Origin of the sequence: Halobacillus ihumii, assembly GCF_902726645.1 — a bacterium.
Lineage (GTDB): Bacteria > Bacillota > Bacilli > Bacillales > Halobacillaceae > Halobacillus_A > Halobacillus_A ihumii.
Genome location: NZ_CACVAO010000001.1, coordinates 2,699,849 through 2,721,410, shown reverse-complemented (window position 1 = coordinate 2,721,410; position 21,562 = coordinate 2,699,849). Strand labels below are relative to the sequence as shown.

At 42.0% G+C, this 21,562-nt stretch carries 24 protein-coding genes; 4 read left to right on the top strand and 20 right to left on the bottom strand.

Annotated elements, in window-relative coordinates; all coding sequences use genetic code 11:
• Window positions 1-108: 108 nt before the first annotated feature.
• From G6R08_RS13575 to G6R08_RS13495, 18 genes are all read right to left on the bottom strand, one after another.
• Window positions 109-1,311 carry an acetyl-CoA C-acyltransferase gene (locus G6R08_RS13575; RefSeq protein ID WP_163528661.1) on the bottom strand — a complete coding sequence of 401 codons (1,203 nt, stop codon included), beginning with the start codon at window positions 1,309-1,311 and terminating at the stop codon, window positions 109-111.
• A gap of 77 nt (window positions 1,312-1,388) precedes the next feature.
• Entirely contained in the window at window positions 1,389-2,963 is a 1,575-nt protein-coding gene (locus G6R08_RS13570) for a benzoate-CoA ligase family protein (protein WP_163528660.1), read from the bottom strand.
• A gap of 106 nt (window positions 2,964-3,069) precedes the next feature.
• Window positions 3,070-3,861, bottom strand: a complete 792-nt coding sequence (locus tag G6R08_RS13565) for an enoyl-CoA hydratase/isomerase family protein (protein ID WP_079525784.1) — start codon at window positions 3,859-3,861, stop codon at window positions 3,070-3,072.
• A 35-nt stretch (window positions 3,862-3,896) separates the two neighbouring features.
• Window positions 3,897-5,408: an aldehyde dehydrogenase family protein gene (locus G6R08_RS13560; RefSeq protein ID WP_163528658.1), complete on the bottom strand. Its 1,512-nt coding sequence runs from the start codon at window positions 5,406-5,408 to the stop codon at window positions 3,897-3,899.
• A 13-nt stretch (window positions 5,409-5,421) separates the two neighbouring features.
• Window positions 5,422-6,192: a 3-hydroxyacyl-CoA dehydrogenase family protein gene (locus tag G6R08_RS13555; protein WP_240339719.1), complete on the bottom strand. Its 771-nt coding sequence runs from the start codon at window positions 6,190-6,192 to the stop codon at window positions 5,422-5,424.
• On the bottom strand, window positions 6,167-7,036 hold the full coding sequence (locus G6R08_RS13550) for a 3-hydroxyacyl-CoA dehydrogenase NAD-binding domain-containing protein (RefSeq protein WP_163528656.1): 870 nt from the start codon (window positions 7,034-7,036) through the stop codon (window positions 6,167-6,169). The genes G6R08_RS13555 and G6R08_RS13550 overlap by 26 nt, the downstream gene beginning before the upstream one ends.
• An 18-nt stretch (window positions 7,037-7,054) precedes the next feature.
• Window positions 7,055-7,219 carry a PaaD-like zinc ribbon domain-containing protein gene (locus G6R08_RS22485; protein ID WP_420810403.1) on the bottom strand — a complete coding sequence of 55 codons (165 nt, stop codon included), beginning with the start codon at window positions 7,217-7,219 and terminating at the stop codon, window positions 7,055-7,057.
• Window positions 7,212-7,850, bottom strand: a complete 639-nt coding sequence (locus tag G6R08_RS13545) for a Phenylacetic acid catabolic protein (RefSeq protein ID WP_163528654.1) — start codon at window positions 7,848-7,850, stop codon at window positions 7,212-7,214. The genes G6R08_RS22485 and G6R08_RS13545 overlap by 8 nt, the downstream gene beginning before the upstream one ends.
• Window positions 7,851-8,084, bottom strand: a complete 234-nt coding sequence (locus G6R08_RS13540) for a hypothetical protein (protein WP_079525776.1) — start codon at window positions 8,082-8,084, stop codon at window positions 7,851-7,853. It abuts the gene before it with no gap.
• The gene (locus G6R08_RS13535; protein ID WP_205439424.1) at window positions 8,081-8,407 is read right to left on the bottom strand and encodes a metal-sulfur cluster assembly factor; all 327 of its coding nucleotides are present in this window, start codon (window positions 8,405-8,407) and stop codon (window positions 8,081-8,083) included. The genes G6R08_RS13540 and G6R08_RS13535 overlap by 4 nt, the downstream gene beginning before the upstream one ends.
• Before the next feature lie 2 nt (window positions 8,408-8,409).
• Window positions 8,410-9,348, bottom strand: coding sequence for a Phenylacetic acid catabolic protein (locus G6R08_RS13530; protein WP_163528652.1), 939 nt, complete (start codon window positions 9,346-9,348; stop codon window positions 8,410-8,412).
• A gap of 167 nt (window positions 9,349-9,515) precedes the next feature.
• Complete coding sequence (locus tag G6R08_RS13525) at window positions 9,516-10,496, bottom strand: MBL fold metallo-hydrolase (RefSeq protein WP_163528650.1); 981 nt, start codon at window positions 10,494-10,496, stop codon at window positions 9,516-9,518.
• Window positions 10,497-10,510: 14 nt separating this feature from the next.
• Window positions 10,511-11,287 carry an enoyl-CoA hydratase-related protein gene (locus tag G6R08_RS13520; protein WP_205439423.1) on the bottom strand — a complete coding sequence of 259 codons (777 nt, stop codon included), beginning with the start codon at window positions 11,285-11,287 and terminating at the stop codon, window positions 10,511-10,513.
• Between the two features lie 29 nt (window positions 11,288-11,316).
• The gene (locus tag G6R08_RS13515) at window positions 11,317-12,195 is read right to left on the bottom strand and encodes a PaaX family transcriptional regulator (protein ID WP_079525768.1); all 879 of its coding nucleotides are present in this window, start codon (window positions 12,193-12,195) and stop codon (window positions 11,317-11,319) included.
• Between the two features lie 71 nt (window positions 12,196-12,266).
• Window positions 12,267-12,710 carry an acyl-CoA thioesterase gene (locus G6R08_RS13510; RefSeq protein ID WP_163528646.1) on the bottom strand — a complete coding sequence of 148 codons (444 nt, stop codon included), beginning with the start codon at window positions 12,708-12,710 and terminating at the stop codon, window positions 12,267-12,269.
• Between the two features lie 18 nt (window positions 12,711-12,728).
• Window positions 12,729-13,484: a CoA-transferase subunit beta gene (locus G6R08_RS13505; RefSeq protein ID WP_163528644.1), complete on the bottom strand. Its 756-nt coding sequence runs from the start codon at window positions 13,482-13,484 to the stop codon at window positions 12,729-12,731.
• Window positions 13,485-13,499: 15 nt separating this feature from the next.
• On the bottom strand, window positions 13,500-14,414 hold the full coding sequence (locus G6R08_RS13500; protein ID WP_163528642.1) for a CoA-transferase: 915 nt from the start codon (window positions 14,412-14,414) through the stop codon (window positions 13,500-13,502).
• A 109-nt stretch (window positions 14,415-14,523) separates the two neighbouring features.
• Window positions 14,524-15,315 carry an enoyl-CoA hydratase/isomerase family protein gene (locus tag G6R08_RS13495; RefSeq protein ID WP_163528641.1) on the bottom strand — a complete coding sequence of 264 codons (792 nt, stop codon included), beginning with the start codon at window positions 15,313-15,315 and terminating at the stop codon, window positions 14,524-14,526.
• A gap of 425 nt (window positions 15,316-15,740) precedes the next feature.
• Here G6R08_RS13495 and G6R08_RS13490 point away from each other — a divergent pair, with 425 nt between their 5' ends.
• The 4 genes from G6R08_RS13490 (at window position 15,741) to G6R08_RS13475 (ending at window position 19,572) form a co-directional block, all read left to right on the top strand.
• Window positions 15,741-16,658 (top strand): NAD(P)/FAD-dependent oxidoreductase, encoded by a 918-nt coding sequence (locus G6R08_RS13490; RefSeq protein ID WP_420810421.1) that lies wholly within the window; start codon window positions 15,741-15,743, stop codon window positions 16,656-16,658.
• A 27-nt stretch (window positions 16,659-16,685) separates the two neighbouring features.
• Window positions 16,686-16,931 (top strand): ferredoxin, encoded by a 246-nt coding sequence (locus tag G6R08_RS13485; RefSeq protein WP_163528637.1) that lies wholly within the window; start codon window positions 16,686-16,688, stop codon window positions 16,929-16,931.
• Window positions 16,932-17,271: 340 nt separating this feature from the next.
• Window positions 17,272-18,249, top strand: a complete 978-nt coding sequence (locus G6R08_RS13480; protein ID WP_163528635.1) for an MBL fold metallo-hydrolase — start codon at window positions 17,272-17,274, stop codon at window positions 18,247-18,249.
• 483 nt (window positions 18,250-18,732) lie between these two features.
• Window positions 18,733-19,572: a CAP domain-containing protein gene (locus tag G6R08_RS13475; protein WP_163528633.1), complete on the top strand. Its 840-nt coding sequence runs from the start codon at window positions 18,733-18,735 to the stop codon at window positions 19,570-19,572.
• A 156-nt stretch (window positions 19,573-19,728) separates the two neighbouring features.
• Here the strand turns inward: G6R08_RS13475 and G6R08_RS13470 are convergent, their stop codons facing one another.
• Both G6R08_RS13470 and G6R08_RS13465 read right to left on the bottom strand, forming a co-directional pair.
• Window positions 19,729-21,078: a YjiH family protein gene (locus G6R08_RS13470; RefSeq protein WP_163531320.1), complete on the bottom strand. Its 1,350-nt coding sequence runs from the start codon at window positions 21,076-21,078 to the stop codon at window positions 19,729-19,731.
• Between the two features lie 221 nt (window positions 21,079-21,299).
• On the bottom strand, window positions 21,300-21,554 hold the full coding sequence (locus G6R08_RS13465) for a biotin/lipoyl attachment domain-containing protein (protein WP_163528631.1): 255 nt from the start codon (window positions 21,552-21,554) through the stop codon (window positions 21,300-21,302).
• Window positions 21,555-21,562 lie beyond the last annotated feature (8 nt).

The following is a 21,562-nucleotide window of genomic DNA, read 5'->3' as shown; positions in this document are numbered from 1 at the left end:
CCCACCTCGTAACGACACAATGAACACCATAAAAAATGCTGGATCAAGAGGAAATTACCCACGATCCAGCCCTAGTATTTTTTCGGTTTGATTGTTTGGGGCATGTCTTCAATCTATGTTTTCGACGGCAACAGAAATCCCCTGCCCGACACCAATACACATCGTCGCCAACCCTCTAGCAGCATCCCGTTTTTTCATTTCGTGAATCAAGGTTGTTAATATTCTGGCACCGCTTGCCCCTAATGGATGGCCAAAAGCAATGGCACCTCCATTGACATTAACCTTGTCTCGGGCTAAACCGAGTTGATTGATACATTCCAACGATTGCGAAGCAAATGCTTCATTTAATTCAACTAAGTCAAAATCATTCACCCTTAAAGATGCCTTTTTCAAAAGTTTCTTAGTGGCTGAGATAGGGCCCAGCCCCATGATAGCTGGTTCCACTCCTGCAGTTGCTGAAGCTGTGTACTTGGCTAAAGGCTGAATCCCGAGTTCTCTGGCACGATTTGCACTCATTAACAGCAAGGCGGAGGCCCCATCATTGACACCTGAGGCGTTTCCAGCGGTAATGGTTCCTTCAGAAAATAAGGGACGGAGTTTACTGAGCTTTTCTATTGTTGTCTGCGGACGAGGATGTTCATCCTCTTTAATCCATTCCTCATTTCCTCGTTTGTCCTTAGAGAGTACGGGGATGATTTCTTCCGCAAAACGATCTGTTTCAACAGCATCTTTCGCACGATGCTGACTCATCAATGCAAACTCATCCTGCTCTTCTCGGGTGATATGATATCTTCTTGCAACATTTTCTGCTGTCTGCGGCATTGAGTCTGTTCCATACATTTCTTGCAGTTGCGGATTAATAAACCGCCATCCTATTGTCGTATCATAGAGTTCCATATTTCCTCTGGAAAACTCTTTTTCAGGTTTTGCCATAACAAAAGGAGCACGCGTCATACTTTCCGTCCCGCCGGCAATCATAATATCTTCTTCTCCCGATAGAATTGACCGAGCTGCCATACTAACGGCATCAAGGCTGGAGCCGCAAAGGCGATTTATTGTAGTTCCGCTGACCTCTTGGGGCAAACCAGCTAATAAAAGTGACATGCGTGCAACGTTGCGGTTTTCCTCTCCTGCTCCGTTGGCATTACCAAATATAACATCCCCCACTTCCTCAGGAGGCAGACTAGTATTTCGATCCATCAACGCTTTGATCACAGCAGCTCCAAGGTCATCCGGCCTTATGTTTTTTAACGCTCCTTTATACCTGCCAATTGGAGTTCGAACTGCATCGACGATTACTACTTCATTCATTATTAATTCTCCTTTTGCAGAAAAGAATATCCTGTAAGTATTTTAGGAGGTGAATACTTCACCTCCATATGGTCGTTTTATGTTTTTAGTTTAAAGCGTTGTATCTTCCCAGTTGCTGTTTTGGGGAGTGTTTCAATAAACTCGATCTCTCGAGGGTATTTATAAGGCGCTAACTGATCCTTCACGTACAACTTTAGTAAATCAGCTAATTCACCGCTCGCCTTTTTGGGTTCTTTTAAAATGACGTAAGCTTTAGGGTGAACCAGATTAGCGGTGTTGGTTTCTCCGACTACCGCCACCTCTAGCACATCCTCGTGCTGCAAGAGAGTTGATTCGATTTCAATCGGAGAAACCCAAATACCGCCTACTTTAAGCATGTCGTCAGAGCGGCCGCAGTACCAGAAGTACCCATCATCATCCTGGTAGTACTTATCTCCTGTGTACATCCACTCCCCTTTAAACTTATGGTAATTCTCAGAGAGATTGCACCAATAACCTGAAGCAATGCTGTCCCCTTTAATCACTAAGTCACCTACTTCATTTGCAGGAAGTGTCTGTCCATCTTCATTGACAACTTTAGCATCGTAGCCGGGAACAATTTTCCCCGTACTTCCTGGCTGGACTTCACCACTTTGATTAGACAAGAAAATATGGAGAGCCTCAGTTGAACCAATGCCGTCTAAAATGTCCACCTTAAACAGTTCTCTCCATTTTTTAACGTAGGAGGCAGGCAATGCTTCTCCAGCGGAAACACAAACACGAACACTAGACAAATCAGGGACACGCCCTGTTTTTTCCACGTAATTAATCATCGCTCCGTAGAGTGTAGGAACACCGAAGAATATAGTCGGTTTCTTCTCTTCAATTGTCTCAAAAACCTTTTCGGGGGTAGGCTTACCTTTAAGTAGAATAGCTGTTGCTCCGGATCCAAACGGAAAGTACATGCCGTTTCCCAATCCGTACGCAAAATATAGCTTTGAAGCAGAAAAGGTAACATCATCTGATTGAATATTCAAAATATTTACAGCGTAATTATGGAATGCCGACTCCATACTGCGCTGGCGATGTATAACACCCTTTGGAGTTCCGGTACTTCCCGAACTATATAGCCAGAATGCTGAATCTTCGGAGGTAGTTGGATAGGACTCATCTAGTTCATGGGAAGCGTTCGCTGTAAAGCCGTGAAAGTCTATCTCTTCCGTGGTTGACCCCTTTTCTGAAACAATGATGACATGCTTCAAAAAAAGGAAGCGGTCCTTATATGTTTTTAACTCTTCCCATAATTGTTCATAGACAACAAATACTTTCGCGCGGCTGTGGTTTAAAAAATACTCATAATCATGTGGTTGTAAATTTGTATTCACAGGTATAGGGATTGCTCCTATTTTAATTGAGCCGTAAAAGGAAACCGCAAACTCAGGTGAATCATGAAGAGAAAGTAAGATTCGGTTCTCTATTTCTAAGCCAATATCTAATAAAGCATTTCCGAACTGATTCATCTGATGTGACAACTGCTGATAAGTCAGTTCATCTTCCCCACATGTAATGGCTATCTTATTATGATTGCCATTCATCACATTATCGTCAACAAAACGGACAGCAGCATTATAAGAGTCCTTTATTCCTCTCAGTGTATCAACCGACTGTAACATTTTCTCCTCCTATCTATTTACGAAAGCGCATTCAACAGTTGGCTTAGAAAAAGAGTTAAGGCAGAATAAGTTCAACCTTAACTCTTCATTACTATACCATTATCCCTTATTTTCCGCTCCAGTCAGCCTCGCGTTTTTCTAAGAAAGCACTCAATCCTTCCTGAGCATCTTCAGAACGGAACAACAGGTTCTGCAGTTCTCCTTCGTAACGGATGGCTGCATTCAACGGCATTTCTTTACCGTTCATAATGGAAAGCTTAATGTTTGAAGCCGCATACGTGGCCTGGCTGGCGACCTTCTCGGCATAAGCTAACGTCTTTTCACGTGTTTCTTCCTGTGGGTACACTTTGTCCACGAGTTGGATGTCCAGCGCTTCTTGTGGAGAGATCGTATCCCCGGTAATGTTCATATCAAGCGCTTTAGAGTGGCCGACTTGGCGAGCCAAACGCTGTGTTCCGCCTGTTCCGGCTAACACACCAAGGCTGATTTCCGGAAGTCCGATCTTTCCAGCGGAATCCCCCATAAAGCGAAGATCACAGGCAAGCGCCATTTCCAGCCCGCCCCCAACTGTGTGGCCTTCTAAACAAGCAATCCAGATTTGTGGAGAACGTGCGATTTTATCTAACGTTTCATTACAGAACAAGCAGAACTGTGTCTTGAATTTCGGTTCAGCGGATTTTAAGAATGAAACATCCGCTCCAGCTGAGAAGAATTTCGGCATGTCGCTCATCAGTACGGCTACTTTAATGTCATTATCGAAGCGGATGTCATCAATCGCCGCATTCAGTTCGCGGTAAAAATCCAAGTTGTACGAGTTAGATTTGTTCACATGAATGTGGACTTCTGCAATTCCTTTGTTTTTCGTTACCGTCAATTTGTTTTCAGTTGCTGTTGTCATGTTTCATTCCTCCTAAATAATTTAAAATTTTATATTTATTCAACACCTAATAAATTAAGTGGTTTTTTCCCTATATAAGAGACAACACTCTTCGTCTCAGAGTACAGATCCAAGGTTTCTGCACCTAGTTCACGTCCAAAACCGGATTGCTTAAATCCACCAAACGGAGCTCCAGGAAAAGCAGAGATTGGATTATTGACCATTACAATACCTGCACGTAAACCGGAAGCAAGTCGATGGGCTTTGCCATGGTCCTTTGTCCAAACAGCAGAACCCAGTCCAAAAATTGAATCGTTCGCTCGCTGAAGCACTTCTTTTTCATCCGTATATTTCATTAAAACAACAACAGGTCCAAACACTTCTTCTTGGGCAATCCGCATGTCATTTGTTACATTTCCAATGATGGTCGGCATATACCAGTGTCCATTTTTGTAGGCTTCTCCTTCAGGTCTTTTTCCACCGTAAAGAACTTCTCCGCCTTCTTCCTGTGCTAACTTAACGTAATCATCTACGGTTTTTTCATGACTTTCAGAAATCAATGCCCCCATATGTGTACTCTTATCAAACGGATCACCCACGTTTATTCTCTTTGCTTTCTCTACAAAACGATCAACAAACTGATCGTAAATCGATTCATGAATAAACACTCTTGAACGCGCTTCACAAGATTGTCCTGTGTTATAAAAAATACCAAACAGTGATCCGTCAACGGCCCCTTCCAGGTCACTATCTTCACAAACGATGCTCGGAGATTTGCCGCCAAGTTCTAACGTCACACGCTTCAGTGTTTCAGAAGCCCGAGCCATAATATCTTTGCCGGTTTCTGTTTCTCCAGTAAATGCTACTTTGTCAACATCAGGATGTTCCGTTAAATATGGGCCGATTTCTGATCCACTGCCCGTAACAACATTTAATACTCCTTCTGGAAGTCCGGCTTCATAGCAAATATCTGCAAGCATGAAGGCTGTAATTGGTGTATAGCTTGCTGGTTTTAAAACAATCGTACACCCAGCTGCTAAAGCAGGTGCAAGTTTCCAAGCAGCCATCATTAATGGGTAGTTCCAAGGAATAATTTGGGCGCAAACTCCTACTGGAACTTTCTCCGTATAGTTGAAAAAGCCATTTGGCACCATAGGATTGGTAGCCCCGCCGTGTGTAGAGATCGCCCCCGCATAGAATTCAAAGTCCTCAATCGCCTGGCTCACTTGACCCTGGGCTGCTGCTACCGTTTTGCCACTATTCAACACCTCTACATCAACAAGTTCGTTGAAACGAGCACGCATAATGGAAGCAATTTTATTTAGCAGTCGCGCACGTTTCGCTGGCCCTTGTTTTGGCCATTTTCCAGAAGTAAATGCATGTCTTGCTGACTCCACAGCAAGATCTACATCTTCTTTTGAAGCTTTTGCTACTTTAGCAATAGATTCCCCTGTTGCAGGATTATAGGTTTCAAAATAGTTGCCGCTCAGGCTATCTGTGTACGCCCCATTGATTAACAATTGATAAGTATCTTTTTCTACCTTTACTTCAGTGGTACCTGTTGCCATTAAGAAATCCTCCTTAGACATTTTGATAATCTCGTGAATGGTTTAACCTTTGCTGTTCATAGTAGTACAATCCTTTACCAGAAGCCTTTCCCGTCCAGCCAGCATAAACTAATTTACGTAACAGCGATGCCGGCCTGTACCTCTCCTCGCCAAGTTGACGATAGAGTCCGTTTAAAACAGCATAGGCATTGTCAACTCCAATCTTTTCCGCCCATTCTAGCGGACCCTCAGGATAGTTAGTGCCTTTTTTCATTGCGATATCGATATCCTCAGCACTTGCTGTTCCCTCAGCTAAGGCGAAAATTGCCTCATTAATGATTAAGCTGAGTATACGGGGATAGACGAGCCCCGGCTCATCTTCTACCACCTCTGTTTCCTTACCCATTAGCTTCAATTGATCCTTCACCAACTGCACATGTTGAGGTTCAGTTTGTAAGCCGGGTGCTATTTCAATAAGCTGAGATTGATTCACATCATCAAAACCACCAAAGCCAACTAACCTTTCTGGATGGGTCAGCCAGGAGGCTATCTCAGTTGCTGTCCATTGCAAAGTAGAAGTTAAAATAGTAGCTCCGCGGGATCCCAGCCCATCGATTCTTTTTAAATTATTGATTTTCTCATGGCGTTCCAAATTCTCTGTTTCAATGATTAAATCAGCACGAGCAAGCTGGCTGTCATTATTAAGGGAAGCGCTTTCATAGGAATCATGGTTCAACAGGGTAAAGATCGACTCCGCCACTCGGTTTCGGCCAATTATACTAATGTTCAGTTGAGGCATAATCATAAAACCCTCCCTCTGTTTTGCGACCGAGTCGTCCAGCCTGCACCATCCGCTCTTGATAGTAATGCGGCCGAAAGCGGTTTTCCCCAAAGAAACTGCTGTAAACGGTTTTGGTAGTAGCAAAGTTAATATCAATACCGATTAAATCTTGCAGTTCAAATGGCCCCATCTTAAACCCGCCAGACTTTTTCATAATTCTGTCTATTTGTTCGACACTTGCAACTTGATCATTCAGAATCTTTAACGCTTCATTATAAAATGGCCTTGCTACTCGATTGACGATAAATCCCGGTGTGTCCCGACAAACCACTGGATATTTATGAATCTTTTCTGCGAAATCTTTTAATCTGTGTATTGTTGCTTGATTGGTAGATATGCCCTGGACAATTTCAACAAGCGGCATGAGCGGTGCCGGATTAAAGAAGTGCAGCCCGGCAAGCCTCGATGGGTCCTGAATATATCCAGCTATTTCTGTAATTGATAAGGATGAAGTATTCGTTGCAAAGATAGTTTCGGATGAACAAATAGCGGTTAATTCTTGAAAAATTGATGTTTTAATATCCAATATTTCAGGAGCAGCTTCGATAACTAAATCTGCCTCTTTAAGGTTTTTTAAATCAGTAGTTACCGTCAAATTCTCTTTAGCCTGAATAGATTCTTCGTCTGAAATTCTGCCTTTCTCAACCAGTCGATCCAACCGTTTAAATACTTGTGCTTTAGCGTTTGCCAATTGTTGATGATCAATATCATAAAGAATTGAAGAATAACCATTCTGAATGCTAACCTGAGCAATCCCTTCTCCCATAGTTCCTGATCCAATGACAGCTACCTTTTTGACACCTTCCATAATTATTTATCACCACCTTCACTGCTTGTGGGAAGCCTCTTGCCATTTGATATATTCAAAAACACTCTTACAATGGTTACAGTAATATTGTCTGACAAGCTGCGCTGTGCCAAAAGGAGCAATAAGCTCAACATTCACGGATGAACAAAACGGACATTGAATGTCTTTATCACTCTCAGGCATGAGAAACGGTCCTTTCACCAAGAACCTCGTTAATGGTTGGTTCAAATGCTTCAACTAGATGACTAGACTTGCCAATAACACCTGCTTCTTTCAAATGACTGTTTTCTTCAACTTCTTTTATCCATTTACTAGCAGATTCATAGGCTTTCTCCAAATCAACCTGTACTCTTCTTGGTATAGAACCTTTATCATTGATCAGTTGTTTGCACCAGTTCTTTGAATAAGTAATATGTTCGGTAAGCTCATTCGCCATCTTACTGAATTGTGCATTTAAATCCTTTCCTTTGTTTGTTATTAGTTCCTGCATGATCAAATCAATGGCTGCATTATTTACGTATAAGCCAGCGATAAGCTCTACCCAGTTCGAAGCGTTTACGATTTGATCAAAGGCTTTCCCCGTTTGTTCCTTCACATCTAATTTTCCAGCCCTTAGTCCCTGAACTTCATAAGACCACCGATATAATAGACGCGCATGGCCAAGTTCGCCCTGAGCCATAGATATGGAGGCGAGCGAGGCTTCAAGATTTGGTCCGCTCACACCGATTTCAACCAGCTGCTCTCCCATAATGAACTTATTATCAGCAATGGTCTCGGCCAAATCTACTAATTCTTTAACTTGTTCTTCCTTCATTTACTTCACCCCTTCCTTTTCAAATAGCCCTTTCGGCAACCGAACCGGGACCAGGTTTGATGCTTTAACTACATGCATCTCTACCCAATCTTCTTCGTCATAGATCTTCGCTGCATAAATTTTAGCAAGTTCATCGCTGGCGGCTCGGAAAGAACCAACCTGCATTAAATCATCTCCCCGCTTGATGCGTGTAAGGAGAATATAATTTTCATTTTCTTCAAGTGGGAATGTCATGACCTCACTCCCCAATTTTGCATCTTGTTTCTGCCTTCCTCAGTCATGTCGTGAACCGTCCAGGCAGGATCCCATTGGACCTCAATCTCCACCTCTTTTACTTCTTCCTCAGAAAGCAAACGCTCTTTGATATCGCTTTCAATCCAAACCATACAAGCACAGCCTGTAGATGTGTACGTCATCGTTACTTTAATGACACCTTCCTCTGGCTGCTCAATGTTTCGAATTAACCCCATATCTACTACGCTAATTGGAAATTCAGGGTCCATAACTTCCTTTAAAGCTTCCCAATATTGTTTGCTTGACTGATGAATCACACTCATTGTTACGAAGCCTCCTCTTGGCGCATTTTTTCTAATTCCTTCACACCTTTTTGAATTCGCTGCACAAACTCTTCGTTTTGAGGACCACGTTTCTTAAATCTTTCAATCATTCCCGACCATGTATCAGGTTCATCATGTAACCATTTGCGATTCTCGAGATCAAACTTGCACGGAAACGGAACATCTACTACATATTTTTCTTGCTCCTCGTCATAGTGTGCCGGTACATCTACTCCGATAGATTCACAGAATGGAACTGCCGTTGACATCCACTTTTGGCGCAATTCATCATTCTTACTTCCTTTGATTCGGTAATCAATTTGTGCCGAGCGGCTTTTATGTGAATCTGATACACCGAAGAACTCGAGCCCCATGATAAACATCCAGTCGACAGCTTCTTGGACTTGTTTGGCTGTTTCCGGGTTCTTCATTCCTTTTTTCATAATGATTTCGCCATTACGTAAGTGAAACAGTTCTTCTTTATCCACTTTTACGAGAGCCCGTTTCCATGGCCCATATGAAGTATGTTCGAAAGCATCTCCTAGAAGGGTATACCCAGCTCTATCAAACAATCCGTTAAAAACTCCAAGTTCAATCCAATTATTTAATGGAAAATCAAAGGCGTAAGGATTTTTCCACCGATTGGAAGGGCGTTCATAAAGTAGTTCATCTACATCCTCTCCTAATGCTTCCAGCAGCCGGTATGCAATATGTGCGTGCCCCAATTCATCCTGCATGACAGCAAGGGCTGTGATTTTATAGTTCAAATCTGGTGCTTCATTGTACACCGTCATCAATGGCGGCACGCTTAACAATTCCGTATCCCCAACAATAGTGAGGGTTTGCATTAACGCTTTTTTATAATCCTCATCCATGTCTTCCAATCGTTCGACCATAAACCCCTTTTGGACTTTTTCCATTAAAACTTCCGCCTGGCTCATTTCTCCACCTCTTTTAATTATGTTTTTTAAATTATCGTCGTTAAATAATAATATAAATCACTGCCGTTTTTTTGTCAATCACTTTATTATGTTTTTTTGACGAAAGTAAATATTATATCGACTCGATTAAAGAACAAAAAAATCACGAAGGATATATTCCCTCGTGATTACGTAACTGTTTTATGAAGATGTTCGTAAAATATAACCCCTTCATGATCTTTCCAAGTTCTTATACGCTGCTCCTCTGCTAAATAATGTAGATGTGCGATCGTTTCAGCCATTGCAAACCGCCATTGGTGCGGAGTTAAATCACGGTGCGCAAAAACAGTTGAAGCAATCTGATAAGCCGTTCGTCCATCTGCCAGGGCTTCCATCTGTTCCAGCCGTTGATCATGATGTTCAATCAGCTCATCAATTCGCTCTTTTACATGATAAATGAGATCTCCGTGAGCAGTATAGGCTGTCTCCACTGGCAGTCTTTTTATTTTCTGCAGAGACAAATGATAGTCATGAAGCGGCCGCTGGCTTGCACCCGGCCACACACTAATGTTTGGTGTGATTGGATTCAAGATTAAATCGGAAGAAAAGATTTTTTGTTTCTGTTCGTTATAAAAACAAAACATTCCGTCACTATGGCCAGGGGTATGAAGTACTTGCCATGACGAGTCCATAAAGACCGGCTCGTGGTTCAGCTCTTGAATATCGGGGAGCGGCCTCATATGCTGTGACATGTTATCCATATGGCTTGCGATTTCGCTGCTAAGTGCAGCAGGGACCCCGTGTTCTCCCATCATTTCTTCTATGAGATTAGTTTGCACACTTTCCTTTCCCCACACTCGTTCCATCATCTCCCGATCACTCGCGTGCATGTATACTTGCGCGCCTGTCTTAACCTGCATCCAATTCGCAAGCCCCGAGTGATCAGGGTGAAAATGAGTAACATAGATAGATTGAATCGAAGCAGGAGGGATGGAAAGTTGAGCAAACACTTCCTCCCACGCTTCCCGCGCTTTTCCATAATTGTAGCCTGTATCAATCAACACATAAAAACCATCGCTTGGAAGCAGATAACAGTAAACATATTTCATCGGGAAAGGCACCGGAATACCAATTCGATAGCCATTTCCTTCTATTTTGGTGAGGTTCATACAGCTCCCCCTTTTTAACGAGCTTTAAAGTTGGCTTTCCTTTTTTCCTTAAAAGCTTCCAGTGCCTCCACCCGATCTTCAGTCGGGATGATCACCTCGTACGCTTTAGCCTCAATAGCTAATCCAGTATTCAGATCCGAATTGTTCCCATGATTGATGGCATACTTGGCTTGGGCAACAGCTAGTGGACCATTCGCCATAATTTCTTCAGCTAACTGAGCAGCTTCAGACATTAGCTCACCAGTCAGACAGACTTTATTCACTATCCCCATCTCCAGAGCTTTCTCGGCGTCAACGCGCCGAGCAGTCAAAATGAGCTCCTTCGCTTTTGATGTACCGATTAACCGAGCTAACCTTTGGGTGCCTCCCGCTCCTGGAATAATGGCCCAGCTAACCTCTGTCAGTCCCATGACAGCGCTTTCTGAAACGTACCTAAAATCACAAACAAGCGCTAATTCAAGCCCGCCGCCTAGAGCATAGCCATTAATGGCTGCAATAGTAGGCGGGGCTAAGTTTTCAATCTCATTAAATACCTCTCGAATCATTCGTACATTACGCCGGACTTCTTGCTCAGAAAGATTCCTTCTCTCTTTCAAATCAGCCCCAGCACTGAACGCCTTTTCTCCCGATCCGGTAATCATAACAGCCCGTATATCTTTGTCCATTTGAATCTGTCCTACAACTTCTCTAAGCTGCACCAGGGTTTCATAATCGAAACAATTTAACCGTTCAGGCCGATTAATGGTGATGATCCCTAGATAACCATCTTTCTCAAAAACTACCTTCTCCATATATACAGCCTCCAATTTCTTGGCGCTTACTATACGTGAACTTTATCAAACGGATTAACAGCTTTCTCACGATGCGGCTCCACTTCCCGGTCCGGGGCAGATTCATACAATGACTCAAAATAACGAACGGCTGGAATGGAGATCATCTGATGAATCTTCCAAAACAGCTCTCGCGCTTCTGTTCCCCTAAAGTTCTCAGGCAGCAGATCCACTGGAAAAATGGGATCATTGAATAAGAACTTCCGATATTCATGGACAATTTTCGTTCGTTCAATGAAGCTTTCTTCATCCGTTAAAGTATTTTGAAGCGCCTTTTCACGTAAGTCATCATATATTTTCAAATGTTCCTGGATAAAACGATCATACTCATCTGAGATATGCTGTAAATCCCAGCCTTTGTTGACAATCTGCTGATCATCATGCGACATTACTTTTGAAGAAGTGAACAACATCATATAGTCCTCAAGATTGTGGCGTTCCATCAGCTCCATCACCTGTTTTTCAATAGGGTTGGGACTAACCCAGGTGCTGTTGGAAATCGCTCCAAATCCTGTCCAGTTCAATTCTTTTCGAATTTCATTACGCATATCACGTTTTGCTTCAGGAAAAGAGTAGGTCAAGATGCGCCATTGACCATCCCACCTTGCATTTCTTTCACTATAAACACGTTTTACACCTTCGTTAATCTGGTTGATTCCTTGCGGTGTAAATGAATAATAGCTTCGATTTCCAATTTTACGAACTTGCATCAGCTCTTTTTGAACCATTCGTAAAATGGCTCCTCTTACCGACGATTCAGAGACTCCGAAGCGTTCCATCAGCTGGATTAGGCTACCTACCCATATCTCGCCGCCATAATTTTGTACATACTCTCCAAACAGAGTAAACATAAGTGACCTTGGTTTCATTTTTTCACCATCCATTACCTCGATGTATAGTAAATTGATATGTTATTTTTATTATAGATGATTAAATCGTATTATGCATTAAACTGTGGCTTTTTGGAGGTGGTATGTTTGTCTGCCGTTAGCAATAGTCTGGCTTCTTCAGGGATGGGAACTGCTTTAATTCCGTCTTCGAATTTTTTCACCCAGCCCCGCAATTCATATCCATGACCGGTAAGACCCTGACCGCGATACACCTTATGAATAAGTTTGATCGTTTTATTGTTCACTTCCTCTGCTGTCGTTACGACGGTCATCAAATCATCATAATAAAGAGGCTTCTCAAAGGTGCAGCGAGTATCCATCATCGGTAAAATGATTCCTTGTTCTTCCTCCAGTTTCTTTGGCGACAATTCACAGCTCCGAAAAAATTGGTGGCCCGCTATATCGAACCACTTGAAATAGTTCGGATAATAAACGATACCTGCCATGTCTGTATCGCCCCAATTTATTAAAAAATTTAACTCATTACTGCGCATAACACTTTCTCCTTTCTCTTATCCTGTCCAAAATCCATTTGGGTCGATGGAGCGTATAACATCCAACTCTTCAGGCTGAGGAGGAGGAGTCTCCTTTAAGTCGCTGGCTTCCTTTAGACCCCACCCTGTATTTTCGTTAACTTCTTCTTTTGACACCCCTGGATGGTGTGAAGATAGCTCTAGTTCATTGTTGTCGCCGGGGCGCATGACTCCAAGAGTTGTGATTAATGCTCCAATTCCACCCCTGGGAAGACCTTTTTCCTGACGCCATCCCCCTCCAGTCCCTGCACCAGGCGAGGTAATATAATCAACTTTTTCTGTCAGACGCCTTTTTTCATGATTCATAATGACCAGCAGCCTCTTGGATAAACCAGCAATGTCAGCGGCTCCTCCGCTTCCTGGCAGTTTCACGGTCGGTTTTGTATGATTACCAATATAAGATGTATTCACATTTCCATACTTATCTATTTCTGCTCCGCCAATGAATCCACAATCTACATCTCCACGCTGCATCAAAAACATTAAGTGGTTCGTGGAAGTGCACCACTTCGCTCCTTCAATATTCGGAGTGTCTCCCATCGTGTAAAGTAACTCCTCGGAAGGGAAATCCCTTACAATGCCACATTCATAAAAGCCGACAGCATTAGGTGCATGCGTTCGTTTAGCTACGGCGAAAGCAAGCATCGGAAGTCTCATTCCTACAAAAACCACTTCTTTATCCTTAATTTCCCTGGCAGCAGCTACAACCATTAGTTCCCCTGTTGTATAATTCATTTTTCCCAACCTCCTTTACTCAGCCGCATAATTGACGGGTGCCGCTAATTTTTCCATTTTAATTTGAAGATTCTCTAGTCGTTCACGCCCCACTTTTTGTAAGTACTCTTCATGGGAGTTGACCCCCAGGACATAATTGTCCAGCCAGGAAAGAAAGCCTTCTCTCGTTTTCGTCTCTTTATGGTACGAATGGAAGAATTCATGATCCCGCTTGTAGTATCCCTGTACGGGAGATGGATGGGCAAAACCTGGACAGGAAACAACTGAAGAAACCTTAAAACCAGGTACTAGTACACGGTTTGGATCACTGTCAATTTCGTGGGTTTCCACGATTTCTTCTGCAAGTAAAATAACTTTTTTACTTGCCATGGCAGCATCCTGTGCGATACCTAAATTACCCCACAAATGTGCATTTCCTTCTTTGTCAGCCCTTTGCACCCCAAGGATTGCCACATCTGGGGTTAGTGCCGGCACGTAGACGAGTTTTTCTCCTTCATAATCCTGCGTTTGTAAACCGGGGTTAGTATCTAGAATATTCGTGCCTAACAAAGACCGAGTTGGTAAAAACGGAACTCCCATAGCTCCAGCTAACAATGCCAATCCTATTGAGAAATTGCTGTGGTCCTCAATTTCAATCGGAAAAGGAGCGCCCTTTTCTACAGAGCGGCGATAATTATGGCCTAATCCTGCACTCACGTTCCCTGCCCAGGCAGCTGTTACTTTTTGAACGGCTCCTGCACCAATTAACATATCAAACAAAATATCCGAGATCGGCGCAATTACATTAAGACTTTCTTTTTGCTGGCGAACCATCTCATGAGCTGCAGCAAATGGAATCATCGGTTCTAAACAGGCTCCCATGACAACCGAATCACCGCTTTTCACGTGGTCTTTAATCGCTGCATCTAATGACTGAACTTTTTCTTCCACCGTCCTTCACCTCCACTGAAATAATGATGCTTACTTATTCAAGTTCACAATGACTTAAAAAGGCGATACCGGAACACCGATACCGCCCCTCACCTTACTTAATCAAAATCTATTGCCCACTCCAGTCAGCCTCACGTTTTTCTAAGAAAGCACTCAATCCTTCTTGAGCATCTTCGGAACGGAACAACAGGTTCTGCAGTTCTCCTTCGTAACGGATGGCTGCATTCAACGGCATTTCTTTACCGTTCATAATGGAAAGCTTAATGTTTGAAGCCGCATACGTAGCCTGGCTTGCGACCTTCTCGGCATAAGCTAACGTCTTTTCACGTGTTTCTTCCTGTGGGTACACTTTGTCCACGAGCTGGATGTCCAGCGCTTCTTGCGGGGAAATCGTGTCCCCGGTAATGTTCATATCGAGTGCTTTAGAGTGGCCGACCTGACGAGCCAAACGCTGCGTTCCGCCTGTTCCAGCTAGCACACCAAGGCTGATTTCTGGAAGCCCGATTTTACCAGCGGCGTCCCCCATAAAGCGGAGGTCACAGGCAAGCGCCATTTCCAATCCTCCGCCAACTGTGTGGCCTTCTAAACAAGCAATCCAGATTTGTGGAGAACGCGCGATCTTATCTAAGGTTTCATTACAGAACAAGCAGAACTGCGTCTTGAATTTCGGTTCAGCTGATTTCAAGAACGAAACATCCGCCCCAGCTGAGAAGAATTTCGGCATGTCGCTCATCAGTACGGCTACTTTAATGTCATTATCGAAGCGGATATCATCAATCGCCGCATTCAGTTCGCGGTAAAAATCCAAGTTGTACGAGTTAGATTTGTTCACGTGAATGTGTACTTCTGCAATTCCTTTTTTCTTCGTTACCGTCAATTTGTTTTCAGTTGCTGTTGTCATGTTTCATTCCTCCTAAATAACATTATTATTTATTTACTATCGTCCTATATACATAATGTAAAGAATGTTGACCGCTTTATCAAACCCTCAAATTGACCATTTAATTACATTTAAAGCCTTATAATTAAGTGATACCTTCCATTTCCTTTTATATACTGCCTTTTTTCTGAATTTTAAATACTCTAGGTAGTTTATATAGCTATCTAATGCTTTCATTCTGATTTTTAACAAGCTTTCACACAGCTAAAAACCATTTGACACCTTAGAGATCATGATATATATTATTTATAAATTACGATAGTAAATAAAACATAATATAATTTGGAGGGATTTTATTGTACACGTTCTACGAGGACGAAAAAGTGTATGACATTACGATTATTGGCGGAGGACCTGTAGGATTATTTACTGCCTTTTATGCTGGAATGCGACAGTCGTCTGTCAAAATTGTAGAAAGTTTACCGCATTTAGGAGGCCAGCTCACCGCACTATACCCAGAGAAGTACATTTATGACGTCGGAGGCTTTCCTAAAGTAAAGGCCCAGGATCTGGTCGATCGATTAACAGAGCAAGCTAATTATTTTGACCCTACCGTTTGTTTAGAAGAAATGGTCGAGGATTTAGAAGTTCTAGAAGATCAGACGATCAAGTTAACAACAAACCATGGAGTACACTATACAAAAACCGTCATCATAACAGCAGGAAATGGCGCATTCAGCCCTAGAAAACTAGATTTAGAGAATGCCCTGCAATATGAAGGGAAAAACCTTCATTATCATATTAAAGATTTAAATCGATTCAAAGATAAATATGTTCTGCTGTTTGGAGGAGGAGATTCCGCTGTTGACTGGGCTCTCATGTTAGAACCTTTAGCGAAGCAAGTTACCCTTGTTCACCGAAGAGATAAATTCAGAGCACATGAACATAGCGTTGAACAGCTTCTTAATAGCAAAGTTTCCATTAAAACTCCATATAAACCTGAACGATTTAATGGGAATGAGGAATTAATTCATGAAACCGTCATCAGGCATAGTAAGAAAGAAGACGATCAACATTGCATTAAAGTTGACGACGTTATTGTGAACTTTGGGTTCTTAGCCTCTCTCGGGCCTATGAAGAATTGGGGATTAGAAATTGAAAAAAATTCAATAGTCGTAAATTCCAAGATGGAAACGGCTATCCCAGGAGTTTATGCTGCAGGAGATATTTGTACGTATGATGGAAAAGTGAAATTAATTGCCAGTGGTTTTGGCGAAGGCCCTACCGCTGTAAACAATGCAAAAGCCTATATGGATCCAAAAGCCAAGGTTCAGCCAAAGCACAGCACAAGTGTGTTTGCTTAATAAATTTTTTACAGGAGGTCGATGATATTGGCTAAATTTACGATGGTTGATAAAGATACATGCATCGCTTGTGGAGCATGTGGGGATACGGCTCCTGATATTTTTGGCTATGATGATGAAGGATTGGCTGATGCGATACTGGATGACAATAAAGGCATCACAGAAATAACCGGAGAATTAGAAGAGGATTTACTAGATGCCGAAGAGGGCTGTCCTACAGAATCCATTAAAATTGCCGAGGAACCTTTTCAATCTACAGTAACTAGTAAGTAAGTCAACGAAGACAGTCTATCCAAATGAGGTTAGGTCGCTATATTCCTACGCTAAGTCACTATCACCTCGAGTTAGGGCGTTATCATTATGAGATAGGACGCTATATTTTTGAGACAAGACATTATCCCCCCTCGTTAGGGAGCTGTAAAGAATAATCTGTTTAAAAGGAGTAGCTTGCAAATGGTGCAGCCGCTCCTTTTTTGAAAACAGTATAAAATGAAATGGAAATGAATGGATGACCTGAGGTGTCAAAATGTGGAACGAACGCATTAAATAAAGTATAATTCTAGCAAAAGGTCTTTCTGCCGAAATAGAACTTTTAGATAGGGGCGTGATGAATGTGATCGAATCTCAAACGAGTACCTTTAAACTATATCCGATATCTGTTCCAACTCCGGGCAGTTTAAAAACAGTAAATTTCTATCTCCTTTCAACAAAAAATCAGCTGCTATTATTTGATGCGGGCTGGACAGGAGATAAGTACTGGCATGCACTTAATCACACTTTACATGAAAACCAATTCGAACTTAAAGATTTGACAGGTATTGTCCTCAGTCATCACCACATTGATCATTGTGGTTTGGTGGATCAAATCGTTGCACAACATAATATCCCTGTTTACGCTCATAAAAAAGCTTTTCCCCGCCTGCAAAGAGATGAGGCATTTTTGAAAAAGCGCATCCAGTTTTTTGAAACCTTATATAATGAATTTGACTGCGGAGAAAGAGGAGAAGCACAGGTTAATCATCTAAAACGCTCCTTGGAAAATAATCGGCATCTTGCCGTAGAAGCAGGCCTTTCACCAATTGAGGAAGCCCCTCTTGAAGGTTTGAGCGTTCTTCACTTTCCTGGCCACGCACCTGATCAAATCGGTCTCTGGGAAGACTCAACAGGTGTTTTATTAGGAGCTGACGTACTTATCCAGCACATTTCCAGCAATGCTTTAATCGAACCTGATGAGTATGGAAATCGACTGCCGACCCTCTATCAAAGCGTCGATTCACTGAAGTCTATTGCTTCCTTACCCGTTCAACTTGTCTATTCTGGTCATGGGGCTGTCATTCACGATCCTCAGGCATTAATTAAAAAACGATTAAATCGTATTGACCAAAAGGGAGATAAAATCATTTCCCTTATTGAGAAAGGCGCTTCTACAGGCAGAGAAATTGCCCAAAGCTATTACGGTTCTACTTACGATCAACAATTCTCCCTAGTTATGTCAGAGATTATCGGGCAGCTCGACTATTTAGAAACCAAGGGTCAGATTCATAAAGTTATGAGAAACGGTGTATATCGTTATTCAGCAGCTGGTTTGTAACCTCTGTTCTTTAAGCAAGCAATCCCGTACCACTCTATACTGGTACGGGATTTTAGTTTTTTTCACCTTACTTCTTCTTTTTTCTAATTTCCCCGTTCATATTAGACTAATTAATAAATTCCTTCCATTTATTTATAAAAAGCAGGGCTCTTTTCCTATAAATGTAACAAACAATTGTAATATTGAAGTAACATTCGTAACAAAACTTTGCCGTTAAAAAGCTTGTCAACCTAAATGCATTGTTAATATTTTTCTACCTATCCTTATAAATTCCAATATATGATGATTTTTTCTATGAAGGCCAAATAAGGTAACCCCCGTGTTATCAAGGATAACTTGAGTTTTTCTATGCAAGTAGCTGTTTTGTCAACTTATTAGCACTAGAAAAATAGATTTAACCAAATTTATCCTAATATATTACAAAAATCGGATGGTAGTATAAAAGAGTCGGAAAGACAAAAACCCAAAAGGAGGAAGTAAAACATGAAAGGTATGTCATTTATCATTTCTGGAGCCGTAGCGGCATCGCTTTTATTTGCTCCAGCAGCAACGCAAGCGTCGACTGCGGATCAGGAGAACACTAATATAGATTGCGCGACAAATTGGGAGGAAATGATTGGGAAGTTCCAAGAAGGTAGCTCAATCCAATCCATCTTAAAACAGATAGAAAAGGCCCAGTTTGGAATGGAGCAGCCGGCTCAAGCTGAACAGCAAACAGAAACACCTCAAAAGGCTCAAGAACAAACAGAACAGCCTAGTACACCTGCTAAAGAAGACCAGCAGCCACAACCGGCTAAGGCTGAGCAACAACCAGCACCAGCTGAAGAGCAGCCAGCTAAAGCTGAAGCTCAACCAAAACAGCCAAAAAAAGCAGAGGCTCAACCACAAGCCGAAGAAACAGCTCAAGCCAAGGAGCAAACAGAACAATCAGCTGACAATTCAGCCGTATCAGCATTTGAGAAAAAGGTTGTAGAATTAACAAATGCTGAGCGTACTCAAGCAGGACTAGAACCACTAAAATTAGATGTAGAATTAAGTAAAGTAGCGGGAGATAAATCTCTTGATATGCAGCAAAAAAACTACTTCTCACACAACAGCCCGACATACGGGTCACCGTTTGATATGATGAATCAATATGGTATTGACTATCGCAGTGCCGGAGAAAACATTGCAATGGGACAAACTTCTCCACAAGAAGTGGTTCAAGGATGGATGAACAGTGAAGGTCACCGTAAAAACATCATGAACCCTTCCTTTACACACATTGGTGTAGGATATGTGGAAGAAGGAAACTACTGGACTCAAATGTTCATTGGTAAATAATAAGACTATGATTCTGCCACCGAGACAAACTCTCGGTGGTTTTTTTATATCCAGCTTATCTACCTAAAAAGCCCCCAACAACCTTTATAGATTGTTGAGGGCTTCACAAACTTTATACCATTTTTATACACATCAATAACTATTACTCTTTTTAAATTAAAAGAATAAGTGCGCCATCAAAGCGATAATTGGAAGTGTGATCAAAGTTCGCTCAATAAAAATGATCACAAGATCTTTGAAGTTAACCGGAAGTTTGGAACCAAGCAAAAGCCCGCCAACCTCTGACATATAAATTAACTGGGTAACCGACACACAAGCGATGACAAATCTAGTTAATGGACTTTCGATACCGCTCCCTAGAACTGCTGGCAGAAACATATCTGCGAAACCAACAACCATGGATGGGGCGGCTGCAGCTGCTTCGGGGATTTGCAGCAAGTTAAGGATAAGGATAAACGGCGCTCCAATAAATTCGAATACTGGTGTGTACTCAGCAACAATTAATGCTACGGTTCCTATCGCCATTACAATAGGGATGACCCCCATCCACATATCCAAAACATTTTGTCCTCCACCTTTTATAACCGCTGCCCACCTGGTAGATTTCGCTTTTTCTACTGCCTGGTTTATCCCCCATTTGAATGAAGAGATATCTCCAGGGATTTTTTCATCAAAATGATTGTCGGCGTGTTCATAATACTGATCTTGTTTCCCGGAAAGCGGTGGAATGCGCGGGCAAATCAAAGCTGCCGCTAAACCTGCAACAACGATGGTTAAATAATATTGAAAAAACATGTGTTGGAGATCCATTAGTGTTAGGACAACAATCGTAAATGTGATGGAGACGACGGAGAAGGTTGTCCCGATGACGGCTGCTTCTCGTTTCGTATAATACCCTTCCTCATATTGCTTGTTCGTCAAAAGCACACCGATTGTACCGTCCCCAAGCCATGAAGCCAGACAATCGATTGAGGATCGTCCTGGTAAAGTAAAAACTGGTTTGATAATTTTAGTGAATAAAGCGCCGCACAATTCAAGCAATCCAAAATCTAGTAACAATGGCAAGAGTAGTCCTGCAAAAAGAAATACTGCAAACAGAGCTGGGATCAGATCATTAAATAACAATCCTCCTGTAGCGTCTGACCAAATTAACTGAGGACCTACCTCAAAGAAGGTCATGATTACAAAAACCATGGCCAGCATTCTCGTCCAAAACCAAACTGTCGACACTCCAAAAAGACCTTTCAAGAATGGCTTTTCCAAAATCCAATCAGGCTTGAAAACTTTCGTTACAAACGTCATCACAGCTGTTAAAATGATCACACTCGTTATAAATTCCGGTAACACACCAGCGAATGTGCTTTGAATCCAGCTAGCCAGCAAGGCGACCGGAATTGTAATTTCTCCTTGAATACTAAGGGGTATCATAAACAAAAAGATTCCAACTAAAGAAGGAATCGAGAATTTCAGTAAGTGATTAACACTATACCCCTCTCTTGAACTCATTTCATCGTTCTGAGAATAACTTTGTTCCTTACTCTGTGCAGCTTCCCTCATACATAACTCCCTTCCCAATTAAAGGCATATTTAGTCTCGTGGAAAAGGTCCACTTGCTGATGCCTAAAATTCTCTTCATGTATAGACATTATTTTGCAAATTCTGCAGAAAATGCAAACGTTTTCAAAATTTAAATGAGATTAGGAGGAGTTGACCTCCCCCTAATCACCTTAATCACTTCCGGTAATCTCAAGATCGTCCCTCAACTTAGTTAACACCGTTTTCGGAGTTACTTCCTGTCCCTGTTCAATATCTAAAGATGTGATATTCCCACTGATCCCAACAGCTACTTCTACCTCATTTTGCTCTTTTGTTTCAATTAAAAATAATGGCTCCCATTCATAAACATAAGACGATGAGTTAATAAATACTTTTTTAACAGAACCATGGCAAGGACTATAAACAGTTTGAAGGACTTCGTTCATTTTTTTCC